Genomic DNA, 11,793 nt, shown 5'->3' with positions numbered 1-11,793 from the left:
GGCCCGTGATGGTGTCCAGCGGTGTCTGGCCGGCGTGTTCCTTGCCGGCCGTGCGCACGGCCTTTTCCAGGTCAAAGCGCAGCAGCATGGACTTGCCCACCGTAAAGGGGGTTTTGGTGTGCAACGACTGCGCCAGCTCGGCCACCGTGTCGCCATTGGCCGAGAGCGTGGTTTCACCCGACGCTTTGCCTGCAACGACAGACCGGCGATTGAAAGCAGCCAACGCGCTTTCAACTTCGATATCGCGGGGCTGCAGGGTGCCTTCGAGATGCATGCGCCCGTTGGCACGAAACTCGAGCCGGACTTCCCCATCGGCCGTGCCGCCGCCCACGCGGATGCGTGTGTCCCAGCGGTCTTCCTGGCCCTGACGCGCCAGGCTCAGCTGGGTGGTGGGCTCGACATTGGGGCGCCTCAGCACGGCCTTGCGCGGGCGCCACGCGGGGTCGAAATCAACCTCGCCGTCATACACTACAGAGATGCCGCGCCGCGAGATCCAGGTCACGTCGCGAAACACAAAACGCGCCAGCGGCAGTTCATCGCCAGCCATCTCGTCTTTTTTTTCTCGCTGTTTCCCCAGCCCGCGCAGCGACAGCTGGGGCACCACGGCGCCTTCCAGGTCGGCACGGTCAATTTTCACGCGGCGTTGCCACAGGGCGAAGAGGTCCGGGTAGACGGTGAGTTTTTTAATAAGGATCGGCTGGGGCTGTTCCGTGCGGGCCTCTTCAATCACCACCGCCGGCGAAGGCAGCAAACGCCAGTGCAATGCACCGACACGGACCTTGACGCCCAATTGCGCCTCCAGCTCGGTGGCGGCGCGCTGCGCGAGTTCCTCGTCACTCGGCAACAGCCGAAGTGCGGCAAACCACAGCAAGCCGAGGGCCAGTGCGACACCCAGCAGCCCTGCCAGCCATTTGTTCGAACGTGTCATCGGACCGATGGAGCCGGGCAGCCCCGGTTCCGGTAATCCAGGTTCATGTAGTCCGTGCAGTCCGTGTGCGTGTGGTCCGTGTGTCTCATACGGCCAGCTTAAGCCCGGCCGCCGCTGCAGCCTACGCGACAAGGTGCCCAAGCGCTGTAGGCCGCAACCTTATAGTGAGGGGTATCAGCCCTGTGAGAACCTTCATGCGCATCTGGAAACAGCCCATCTCCGTCGAACTGCTCACGCACCACAACGCCGACAGTGCGGTCACCCATCTGGGCATCGAATTCCTGGAGGTGGGTGACGACTTCATCCGCGCCCGCGTGCCGGTGGACCGCCGCACGGTACAACCCTATGGCTTGCTGCATGGCGGCGTATCGGTGGTGCTGGCGGAGACCCTGGGCTCTTGCGGCGCGGCCTTTGCGGCACCCGAAGGGCACCGCGCTGTCGGGCTGGACATCAATGCCAATCACCTCAAGGGCGTCACCAGCGGCTGGGTCACCGGTACCACGCGGCCCGTGCACATTGGACGCAGTACGCAGGTGTGGCAGATCGAGCTCACCAATGACGCGGGCGAACTGACCTGTGTCTCGCGCATCACGATGGCGATGCTGCGGCCGGGGTGATGGCGCATTGCCATTGATGGCTGTAACGGCTTCGTTACGAATAGCAACAATTTCTCTGCGCCAGATATTAGTCATGCAGTGGGCCTGAACCTGGTGCACTATCGCGGTCGTGGTCAGCGACGCTTTTCAGGCTTTTCACCGGGTTTTCGCCCGGAAAGCCGCGCTACAAGCCACATCCGGGTCTTGTCGGTCAACGCCAACTCCATATTTTTTTTATCTTAAGGCGTGCTCTGAATCGTATTTGATCTTATGTTGCCCCGTCCGTATTGTTCGCCACAACTAGGTTGAAAGCTAACAAATGGACACAAGTAATGTAAGTCGATGGGCCACAGCGCTGCTGGCAGCCGTCCTGTGCGGCGCAGGACACGCACAGATTTTGATCGGCCAGACAGCCGGTTTCACGGGTCCCGTGGCCGCGGGCGTCAAGGAAAACACCGAAGGTGCGCGCCTGTGGCTGGATGCGGTGAACGCCCGGGGCGGGATCGCAGGCCGGCAACTGGAGCTGGTGTCACTGGACGACAAGTTCGACCCCAAGCTCGCCGGCGAGAACGCGCAAAAGCTGGCCGAGCGCGGCGCCGTCGCCTTGTTCCTGACGCGCGGCACGCCCCCCACCGAAGCCGTGTTGCCCGTACTGTTAGCCAACCATATGCCGCTGGTCGGCCCCTCCACGGGCGCGATGATCCTGCACCAGCCGGTCAACCGCTATGTCTTCAATGTGCGCGCAACCTACCAGCGCGAGGCCGAGAAGGCCATCGAGCACCTGCACACGCTGGGCATCCAGCGTATCGCTGTGGTGCATGCGGACGACTCCTTCGGCCGTGACGGGCTGGAGGGAGCCAACAAGGGCTTTACGCAGGCGAAGCTGAAGCCCACCAATATCCTGAAAGCGGACCGCAGCAAGCCCGACTACAACCAGCTTGTTCCACCCATTCTGGCAAGCGATGCGCAAGCCGTGCTCTGGATCGGCTCGAGCAACGCCGTGGCGGATGGGGTGCGGGCCCTGCGCGCCGCCAAGTCGTCCGTGCGCGTGGTCACCTTGTCCAACAACGCATCGGCGGGCTTCATCAAGGCGCTGGGGGAGTATTCACGCGGCGTCATCGTCACGCAGGTCTACCCGGCGGAGCGCTCCTATGCCTACACGATGGTGCAGGAAGCCAACGACCTGGCCAAAGCCAAGGGGATAGCGCTGTCGCCGGCCATGCTGGAAGGCTATGCCGCTGCCAAGGTGCTGGTGGAGGGCCTGCGGCGCGCGGGCAAGAACCCGACGCGGGAGACGCTGCAGGCGGCCCTGGAAGGCATGAAACGCTTCGACCTGGGCGGGCTGGAGGTGAGCTTCAGCCCCGACGACCACACGGGGCTGGACTTCGCGGACCTCTCCATCGTGAGCCTCGAGGGCCGCTTCGTGCGTTGACATGCGCTGACGTTCAGCTGCATCAAGGCCCTCCACATGAGAAGACCACCATGGCATGGATGAAGTCGCTGCACAGCCGGCCGCATGAAAGTGCGCTGGAGCCATCGACGCTGGACCTGGACCAGCTGCGCCATCAGCTCCACGATGCGCTGCAACGGTGCGAGGGACCCATGTGCGAACGCATGCGCTGGCGTATCGACGAGGCGCACACCGCACAGCACCTTTGGCAGCTGCGGGGAGAGATATTCCAGCTGATAGCCCGCCAGTTCTATCAGGAAGAGGCAGCGCGGCGCATCAATGCGCTGCTGCCCGCCTTCTCCGGCTGGCTACCGGCGCACATGCTGACGCGGGTCTAGAAGCGCCATTTTTTTGGCCAGAACCCGACGGCAACTTGAGATCGAGGTGTTTTAGTGCTGCAACGCTTGATGATCGCGCGCAATTAGCTATCTTATTGATAGCAAAACCGCCGACTCCAACCGCACCCGAACGGGACCTGTTTACAGACAACGGCTGGCCGGCATGGCTGCAGTTCACGCGGGAACACCGCGCTGGCCGTTGTTGTTATTTCGTACCGGCGGCCTGTGCCATGCGTTCGCTCTTCCAGTACACGTCGTCACCGCCATTCATGCGGTTGAGCACGCGCGACAGAACGAAGAGCAGATCGCTCAGGCGGTTGAGGTAGTGGCGCGGCGACTCCTTGACCGGTTCGACCGCACCCAGCGCGACCACCGATCGTTCGGCACGGCGCGCCACCGTGCGGCACACATGCGCAAGCGACGCGGCACGCGAGCCCGCCGGCAAGATAAATTCCGCCAGGCGCGGCAGTTTCGCGTTGTGTTCGGCCAGTGCGTCGTCCAGCAGCGCCACGGCTTCGGGCTTGAGCAGTTCAAAGCCGGGAATGGAGAGTTCGCCGCCCAGGTTGAAGAGCTGGTGCTGCACCTCCACCAGCAGGTCGCGCACGCCCGGGGGCAGCTCTTCGCACAACAACACACCAATGTGCGAGTTCAATTCATCGACATCGCCCATGGCATGCACACGCAGGCTGTCCTTGGACACACGCGTGTTATCGCCCAGGCCGGTGGTGCCGTTATCGCCGGTGCGCGTTGCGATCTGTGAGAGTCTGTTGGCCATGGTCTGAGACGCGGTGAAGCGCGGTGAAAGTGCATGAAGCCCAAGCGTTACGCCGGGCAAGAAAATGTGTCGTCGTACGCCATCATGTGAGTGAGGAAACACCCTGCAAAACTGCTGGCCGCAACGGGCAGGCTGGGTTGCAATGGCTGCTTGTCCACTCTTTGAAAGACTCTTCGCATGACCATGCACACGACAGCAACACAGCATCCAAAACATTCTATTCCCGGCTTCGAGTTGCGCAGCGTGCTTTTGGTGGCGGCACTGGCTATGGGCGCTGCTGGCGCCGTGCGGGCCCAAACCGCTCCTCCCTCACCTGCAAGCCCCACCAGCCCGCCCTCCCAGATGGCGCCTTCCGGCACGCCGGGCGCCGTACCGCAAAACCGCACCACCAGCAAGGACGTCGAGGCGGCTTTCGGCCGTGCGGATACCAACAAGGACGGCAAGCTTGATCGCCAGGAAGCCGAGCACCTGCCGGCCGTGGCACAGCGTTTCGAGCAGATCGATACCAACCACGACACCTTTATCTCGCTGGCCGAGCTCACCAAGGCGGCCACCGGCTCCTGACAGTCCCTGATGGCCCCTTGAGGGGGCGGCCTGCTTTGTCTCCCCCGCTTCATGCGGGCGCTCCAGCGGTCATGGCTGGGCCTCCGGCCTCGTTGGCGCAAACGGCGCGCACGTCGTAAACTGTGCCACCGACCCGGAGACACCATGAACGCCCCCCTGCCCACGCACCTGCTTCCCGAAATCTGCCAGCGCGAAACTCCTGCCGCGCTGATTGACGCGCTGAAAGCCCGCTTTGCCGAGCGCTGCTCAACCGCCCTGGTAGTGCGCGAGCAGCATGGCCGCGACGAATCCTCCTTTGCCGCACCGCCGCCTTCGGCCGTGGTGTTTGCCGAAAGCACGCAGGACGTGGCAGATGCGGTCAAGCTCGCCGCCCAGTTCAACGTGCCCGTGATCCCCTTTGGTGTGGGCACGTCGCTTGAAGGCCATCTGCTGGCCGTGCAGGGCGGCATCAGCATCGACGTGAGCCGCATGAACAAGGTGCTGTCCATCAATGCCGAAGACCTGACCGTTACCGTGCAGGCGGGCGTGACGCGCAAGCAGCTCAATGAAGAGGTCAAAAGCACGGGCCTCTTCTTCCCCATCGACCCAGGCGCCGACGCGACCCTGGGCGGCATGAGCGCCACGCGCGCCAGCGGCACGAATGCGGTGCGCTACGGCACCATGCGCGAGAACGTGCTGGCACTGGAAGTCGTCACCGCAGACGGCAGCGTCATCCGCACCGGCACGCGCGCCAAGAAATCATCGGCGGGCTACGACCTCACGCGCCTGATGGTGGGCAGCGAAGGCACGCTGGGCGTGATCACCGAAGTCACCGTCAGGCTGTACCCCCTGCCTGAAGCCATCTCCGCTGCGGTGTGCTCCTTTCCGAGCATCGAAGCTGCCGTGCGCACCACCATCGAGATCATCCAGCTGGGGGTTCCGATTGCGCGCGTCGAGCTGATCGACCACAACACGGTGCGCATGGTCAATGCACACTCCAAGCTCACGCTGCGCGAAGAGCCCATGCTGCTGATGGAGTTTCACGGCTCACCCGCCAGCGTGAAAGAGCAGGCCGAGCTGGTGCAGGAGCTCGCCAGCGGCCACGGCGGCAACGCGTTTGAATGGGCCAGCACGCCGGAAGAGCGCACGCGCCTCTGGACCGCCCGTCACAACGCCTACTTCGCGGCCATCCAGTCGCGGCCCGGCTGCCGCGCGATTTCCACCGACACCTGCGTGCCGATTTCGCGCCTGGCCGATTGCCTGCTGGAGTCGGTGGCCGAAGTCGATGCCAGCGGCATTCCTTATTTCCTCGTCGGCCATGTGGGCGACGGCAATTTCCACTTCGGCTATTTGATCGACCCGACGATTCCCAAGGAGCGCGAAGTAGCCGAAGCACTGAACCACAAGCTGGTCACCCGCGCGCTGGCGCTTGAAGGCACCTGCACGGGCGAGCATGGCGTTGGCCTGCACAAGATGGATTTCCTGGTAACCGAAGCCGGTGACGGCGCGGTCGACATGATGCGCACCATCAAGCGTGCGCTCGACCCGAAGAACATCATGAACCCGGGCAAGATTTTCTCGMTGTGAAGCGAGCTCTACTGCGCGTTTGCAGTGCGATCTATAACCACCCCCGTCCGGGCTCACTTCGTGTAGCCCGTTCCCCCCTCGAGGGGGCGGCGCCTTGGGCCGGCGAAGCCGGACCCTCGGCCCCCACTGGTGAATACCCCCACTGAATACGCCCTGAATCTTCGAGCCAGCATGAGCCGCGGAACCGGCTTTGCCGGGCCGCAGGCACCGTCCCCTGCAAGAGGAAAAGGGCTACACGCAGTGAGCCCGATAGGGGTGTGCCAATTTTCGGCTTTGCCGGGCCGCAGGCGGGCGGCCCCSGAGGGGCTGGAGCCCGCGGCTCCAAGCCTGCCTGCGCAGGCTTGGACGGGCGACAGAGGCGAAGCGTCTCGCGAGCCGCGGCCTGCAAGGCCTCGGGAGCTACACGAAGTGAGCGACCGTGGGGGCTCAATTACTTCTGGATATCACTCATCTTGCAGCCCTTGGCCAGGAACATGCTGGTGAGATGTTCCTTGCGGCCCTGTGCCTGTTGGCCCTGCAATGCAACGGCCTGTTGCTGCGCGGTTGCGGCCTGCTGCTGGGCGACGCCGTTATTGGCGGCCTGTTGGGCCGTATTGCCTGCCAGCTGCTGCACGATGCCGCCAAACATGCCGCCCAGGCCGCCGCCGAATCCGCCAAAGCCGCCGGCGTTCTGCGCCGCTGCATTGGCCGCTGCGGAGGCCAGTGCAGTTTGCACCACCGCTCCTGCTACCTGACTCCCTGCATCTGCGGGGGCTACAGCGGCCGGTGCCGCGGTGTACTGGGCGGCGCGCGTGACCACGCTGTCCATCTGTCCGATCTCGCCATAGATCTGCTGACACGAGAGGTCGTTGTCCGTCATCTTTACGCGCTCGATGGTTTGCGCAGATGCGGCGGCAGCCACCAGGAAAAGCGCCAGTGCGGCGGCAAGGGAGTGTTGTTTCATGACCGGTCCTGCAATGGGTAAGGTTGATGGAGGTTGGGGGAAAACGCGGGTAAAAAATTTCGGGGCTACTTCTGCACTTCCGAGAGCTTGCAGCCCCTGGACAGGAACAAACCAGTCAGGTGGTCTTTGCGCGCCCTGGCCTGGACCCCCAGGCCGCCACCAGCCCCCTGAGCCGGCGCCGTGGCGGATACTGCAGCTGCGGCACCGGTGCCCGCCAGCAAGGAGCCCAGCATCCCTGCGCCCAGCGCACCGGCGATGCCGCTGGGCTGCGCGGGCGATGGCGCGGCGGAATTGCGCCCGTTTTGCTGGGCCGCTGCCATGTTGTTGGCGATTTGCTGCTGGTACTGGGCCGATAGCCCTTGCTGCGTGGCCAGCGCGGCGGTCGGCGCATGCATTTGCGCCAGCGTGAGCGCGCCACCGGGCATGGCGGCCGCGGGCGCTGCGCTGAGAACCGGCAGGCCCGGGCCAGCCAGGGCCATGGTGGTGTCCATCTGCTGCGCCTCGGCGTACATCTGCTGGCAGCTGAGGTCGTTGTCCGTGAGCTTGACGCGCTCAATGGTTTGCTGCGCCTTTGCGGCCTGAGGCGCCAGGGCCATCACCACCGCAAGGGTGGCGCAGGCGCCAAGGCCGGCAAACCCCTCTCGCCAGCCTGGCTTGAACCAGTCTGTTATGTCCGAGACGGTGGTAACGCCGAACCGGGCCAGGTGAGCGCTGCGGAAAGAACGGTTCGCCAGGTAATTCATACGCAAACACAMAAATAATTACATGTAGTAACAATAAGCATGTGGGCGCCAGCCGTCACCCGCTTTCTGGAGAAAGCCGTGTAAGAGTCACAAAAGTCGTGAATTAGTTCACATCTTGAGTATCACCGACCGATTCACCGGCGAAAAATAACCCAAACAGTCTACTTGTTGCCGCGCAAGCGCTCGATCAATCCGTTGAGCTCGTCCATCGAAGCGAACTGGATGGCCACCTCGCCCATGTCTTCGCGCCGGCCGTTGCGCTTGACCTGCTTTTTGATGCGCACTTCCACATTGGCCATCAGCAGGTCGGCGAGTTCTTCTTCCACACGGCGTGTGTCGCGGGACTTTTCCTTGGTGGCTTTTTGCGGCTTTAGCGAAAACTCGGCGCTGAGTTTTTTGACCAGGCTTTCGGCCTCGCGCACCGACATTTTTTTGGCCGAGATCTGGTTGGCCGCGGTGATCTGCGCGGCACGGTCCAGGCCCAGCAAGGCCCGCGCATGGCCCATGTCCAGGTCGCCCGCCATCAGCATCGYTTGCACCGGATCAGCCAAATTCAAAAGCCGCAGCAGGTTGGAAGCAGCGCTGCGCGAGCGGCCGACGGCCTGCGCGGCGAGCTCGTGCGTGAGGCCGAATTCCTTGACCAGGCGCTGCAGGCCGTGGGCCTCTTCGAGTGGGTTGAGGTCTTCGCGCTGGATGTTTTCGATCAGCGACATCGCGGCGGCCGACTCRTCGGGCACGTCGCGCACCAGCACCGGCACCTCGTCCAGCCCGGCCAGCCTGGCCGCACGAAAGCGCCGTTCGCCGGCGATGATTTCGTACTTGCCGTCGTTGGCGCCGCTGGTCAGCCGGCGGACCAGGATGGGCTGCATGATGCCCTGCACCTTGATGGACTCGGCCAGCTCGTAGAGCGCGCCTTCGTCCATGCGGGTGCGCGGCTGGTACTGGCCGGCGACCATGTCACTGAGGCGCAGCGAGGCCGGCAGGCCCGGGCTGTTGGCTGTGCTGCTGGCGTTCTCCGCGTCCGTCGCGCTTTCGCTGACCTTGGGGCCGAGCAGTGCTTCGAGCCCGCGGCCCAGGCCTTTGGGTTTTTTGGTGACCATGGTTTTATCTTTCTTTCAATTCGTCATTGCGAGCCGGGCGTGAGGTCCCCGCCCAGAGATTGCAGCACGCCGCGCCAGAGGGCGTCGCGCTCTTCATAAGGTTGTGCATCCTGTTTGCCGCTGGCCTGTTCCCACACCGAGGTGAGCACCATCACAATGCCGGTGGACGGCTGCACATACACCGTCTGGCCGTGGATGCCCTGCATGGCAAAAGTGCGTGCCCGCAGCGGCATGAGCCAGAACTGGTAGCCATAACCAAAGTAAGGCGTGGCCTTGCGCGGCTTGAACGCAGGCGGCTGGCGCGCCGGATCCGTGGCGTCCAGCAGGTAGTCCAGCGGCAAGACCTGCAATGCGCCGGGTTTGCCGGTCGCCTTGTCGATGGCACGGCCGTCATTGGCCAGCAACTGGCCCAGCCGCGCCCAGTCGCGCAGGGTGGCGTTGAAGGCGCCGTAGGATTGCTCCTGCCCGTCGGCGGAGATGCGCCAGAAGGCATCATGTTCGGCGCCCATGGGCTTCCACAGCCACTCGGTGGTGAGCTCGGACATGTTCTTGCCGATGGCGGCCACCACCACGCGGCCCAACACGTCGGTCTCGGAGCCGGCATAAACGAATTTTTCACCGGCCGGCGAATGCCGGTCAGTGATGGACTTGAGCACATCCAGCGGCATGCCGGCGCCCGGCGTTCCGGCAGAAGCGCGGGCGAGCCGGGCAATATCGTCCTTGCCGTCATAGCGTTCGGTAAACGTCAGGCCCGAACTCATGCGCAGCAGCTGGCGAATTGTGGTGGCGCCATAGGGGCTGCCGGCAAGGTCTTTGGCGTATTTCTCGGCGGGGTCGTCAAGCGAAGCGATCAGCCCCAGCGAGAGCGCCTTGCCGACCAGCAGCGAGGTCACGCTCTTGGCCATGGAGAAGGACAAAAAGCGCGCGTCATCCTTGCGGCCGTAGCGGTAGTGCTCGGCGATGATCTCGCCGTTTTTCAGGATCAGCAGGCCGGTGGCGCGCTGGCGGTCCAGGTAGTCGGCCAGCGTGTAGTTCGTGTTTTTGTAGCGGTAGCTGACCGCCGCCGGGCTGGCTGCGCGCGGCAAGGGGCTGGCCTCGGCCGGGTGCCCGACCACGCGGGTCCGCACCCCGGGCACTTTGTCGAGCGCTGACCAGGAGCCAACGCGGTAAGGGTTGAGCTGCCAGTTGTTCACGTTGCCCAGCGGATAATTTTGCGATTTTCCAAGCAGCTCTTCATCCGGCTCGGCATGCAGAGAACCACTCGCCCATATCGCCAGCACTATCAGGGCGAGTTGCAGGTAGCGCGCGCGTTGGTAAAAAAATGAGGTCATGGGCCAGGGGTGATGCCGGGTGAAGGTTCAATGGCCGGTGAAGTCAGCTCCTTGAGCTGCAGCAGCCGCAGGTACGCTTCGGGCCAGCCGCCCAGGCCGCTCTCGGCATTCAGGTGCCCGCAAGGTCCGGCGTCCACAAAGGTAGAGCCCCACGCGGCCGCGAATTGCCGCGCCCGCTGGATCGCGCAGAAAGGATCGTCACTGCTGGCAAACAGCGCGCTCTCAAACGGCAGTTTGTTCAGCGGCGCTGGCGACCAGCTGGGCAGCAGCTCGCGCACGTCCTCGCGGTCAATGTCGGGTGGAGCCACCAGCAGCGCGGCTTTGACGCGGTGAATGTTCCTGGAGTGGCTGGCCCAGGCCGCCACCAGCATGCAGCCCAGGCTGTGCGCCACCAGCACCGCTGGTTCGTCGCAGGACAGTAGCACCTCTTCCAGGCGCGCCGTCCAGTCGCCGCGCAGCGGGTGCATCCAGCTGTGCTGCTCCACGCGGGTGTAGCCGTCGGCCTCCTCCCACAGCGTTTGCCAATGGCCGGGGCCGCTGTTTTTCCAGCCGGGAAGAATGAGGACGTTGTCGGGTTTCATGTCGAAAGAAGATTGTTTGCTATGATTTTTATAGCTGCTGGCGCAAGCCCCCATTGGGCCACAGGCACTATTGGCATATAAAACTGCACCCTGGCGCGGTCACATTGCCTTGATGCGGTCCACCATTTCTTCGGCAAACGTGACGAAAGCCTGCGCGCCCCTGGAGGCCGGGTCAAACACCACGCCGGGCAGGCCGTAGCTGGGTGCTTCGGCCAGGCGCACGTTGCGCGGGATCACCGTGTTGAACACCTTGTCGGAAAAGTGTTCCTTGAGCTGGTCGCTCACCTGCTGCTGCAATGTGATGCGTGGGTCGAACATTACGCGCAAGAGGCCGATGATCTGCAGGTCTTTGTTGAGGTTGGCGTGCACCTGCTTGATGGTGTTGACGAGATCGGTCAGGCCTTCGAGCGCAAAGTATTCACACTGCATCGGCACGATCACGCCGTGTGCGCAACACAGGCCGTTGAGCGTCAGCATGCTGAGCGACGGCGGGCAGTCGATCAGCACGAAGTCGTACTGGCTGTCGACCTCGGCCAGCGCCAGCTTGAGGCGCTTTTCGCGGCGCTCGACATCCACCAGTTCGACCTCGGCGCCGGCCAGTTCGCGATTCGCGCCCAACACGTCGTAGCCGCACTTTTCACTGTGCACGCGCGCCTCGACCACCGAAGCCGATTCCAGCAGCACGTCGTACACCGTCATTTCCAGCTTGCGTTTGTCGACGCCCGAACCCATGGTGGCATTGCCCTGCGGATCCAGGTCGATCATCAGCACACGCTGGCCGACTTTGGCCAGGCCCGCGGCCAGGTTCACCGTCGTTGTTGTCTTCCCTACCCCACCCTTTTGGTTGGCTACGCAGAATATTTTGGCCATGTGTGCTT

The 11,793-nt window shown here is 63.7% G+C and carries 13 protein-coding genes; 5 read left to right on the top strand and 8 right to left on the bottom strand.

The genetic code is table 11. The features are described from left to right. On the bottom strand, positions 1 to 928 hold a 928-nt coding region (locus AC1D1X_RS06305; RefSeq protein WP_477697988.1), incomplete at its 3' end, for an AsmA family protein. Positions 929 to 1,122: 194 nt separating this feature from the next. On the opposite strand from AC1D1X_RS06305, the gene AC1D1X_RS06300 reads away from it, so the two are divergent. The 3 genes from AC1D1X_RS06300 (at position 1,123) to AC1D1X_RS06290 (ending at position 3,312) form a co-directional block, all read left to right on the top strand. Next, positions 1,123 to 1,545: a hotdog fold thioesterase gene (locus AC1D1X_RS06300; protein ID WP_477670375.1), complete on the top strand. Its 423-nt coding sequence runs from the start codon at positions 1,123 to 1,125 to the stop codon at positions 1,543 to 1,545. Between the two features lie 298 nt (positions 1,546 to 1,843). After that, positions 1,844 to 2,956, top strand: coding sequence for an ABC transporter substrate-binding protein (locus tag AC1D1X_RS06295; protein WP_477670376.1), 1,113 nt, complete (start codon positions 1,844 to 1,846; stop codon positions 2,954 to 2,956). Between the two features lie 50 nt (positions 2,957 to 3,006). Further along, positions 3,007 to 3,312, top strand: a complete 306-nt coding sequence (locus AC1D1X_RS06290) for a hypothetical protein (RefSeq protein WP_477670377.1) — start codon at positions 3,007 to 3,009, stop codon at positions 3,310 to 3,312. Positions 3,313 to 3,517: 205 nt separating this feature from the next. Here AC1D1X_RS06290 and AC1D1X_RS06285 read toward each other — a convergent pair whose 3' ends face one another. Further along, positions 3,518 to 4,087 carry a cob(I)yrinic acid a,c-diamide adenosyltransferase gene (locus AC1D1X_RS06285; protein ID WP_477670378.1) on the bottom strand — a complete coding sequence of 190 codons (570 nt, stop codon included), beginning with the start codon at positions 4,085 to 4,087 and terminating at the stop codon, positions 3,518 to 3,520. A 177-nt stretch (positions 4,088 to 4,264) separates the two neighbouring features. Here AC1D1X_RS06285 and AC1D1X_RS06280 point away from each other — a divergent pair, with 177 nt between their 5' ends. After that, the gene (locus AC1D1X_RS06280; RefSeq protein ID WP_477670379.1) at positions 4,265 to 4,651 is read left to right on the top strand and encodes an EF-hand domain-containing protein; all 387 of its coding nucleotides are present in this window, start codon (positions 4,265 to 4,267) and stop codon (positions 4,649 to 4,651) included. Between the two features lie 144 nt (positions 4,652 to 4,795). Next, positions 4,796 to 6,217, top strand: coding sequence for an FAD-binding oxidoreductase (locus tag AC1D1X_RS06275; RefSeq protein ID WP_477697987.1), 1,422 nt, complete (start codon positions 4,796 to 4,798; stop codon positions 6,215 to 6,217). Positions 6,218 to 6,647: 430 nt separating this feature from the next. Here AC1D1X_RS06275 and AC1D1X_RS06270 read toward each other — a convergent pair whose 3' ends face one another. The 6 genes from AC1D1X_RS06270 to AC1D1X_RS06245 all read right to left on the bottom strand — a co-directional run bounded on the left by AC1D1X_RS06270 (position 6,648) and on the right by AC1D1X_RS06245 (position 11,785). After that, positions 6,648 to 7,160, bottom strand: a complete 513-nt coding sequence (locus AC1D1X_RS06270; protein WP_477670381.1) for a hypothetical protein — start codon at positions 7,158 to 7,160, stop codon at positions 6,648 to 6,650. Between the two features lie 65 nt (positions 7,161 to 7,225). Continuing rightward, entirely contained in the window at positions 7,226 to 7,903 is a 678-nt protein-coding gene (locus AC1D1X_RS06265; RefSeq protein ID WP_477670382.1) for a hypothetical protein, read from the bottom strand. A 161-nt stretch (positions 7,904 to 8,064) separates the two neighbouring features. Then, a complete protein-coding gene (locus AC1D1X_RS06260; protein WP_477697986.1) occupies positions 8,065 to 9,003 on the bottom strand; it encodes a ParB/RepB/Spo0J family partition protein in 939 nt (312 codons plus the stop codon). Between the two features lie 23 nt (positions 9,004 to 9,026). Further along, positions 9,027 to 10,334 carry a serine hydrolase domain-containing protein gene (locus AC1D1X_RS06255; protein ID WP_477670383.1) on the bottom strand — a complete coding sequence of 436 codons (1,308 nt, stop codon included), beginning with the start codon at positions 10,332 to 10,334 and terminating at the stop codon, positions 9,027 to 9,029. Further along, complete coding sequence (locus AC1D1X_RS06250) at positions 10,331 to 10,915, bottom strand: RBBP9/YdeN family alpha/beta hydrolase (RefSeq protein WP_477670384.1); 585 nt, start codon at positions 10,913 to 10,915, stop codon at positions 10,331 to 10,333. Before AC1D1X_RS06250 ends, AC1D1X_RS06255 begins: the two co-directional genes overlap by 4 nt. Positions 10,916 to 11,014: 99 nt before the next feature. After that, positions 11,015 to 11,785, bottom strand: coding sequence for a ParA family protein (locus AC1D1X_RS06245; protein ID WP_477670385.1), 771 nt, complete (start codon positions 11,783 to 11,785; stop codon positions 11,015 to 11,017). Positions 11,786 to 11,793 lie beyond the last annotated feature (8 nt).

The sequence above is a fragment of the Polaromonas sp. P1_G4 genome, from assembly GCF_056405475.1.
Note: the sequence above shows the minus strand (reverse complement) of the source record. Positions and strands in the feature narration are given on the sequence as shown.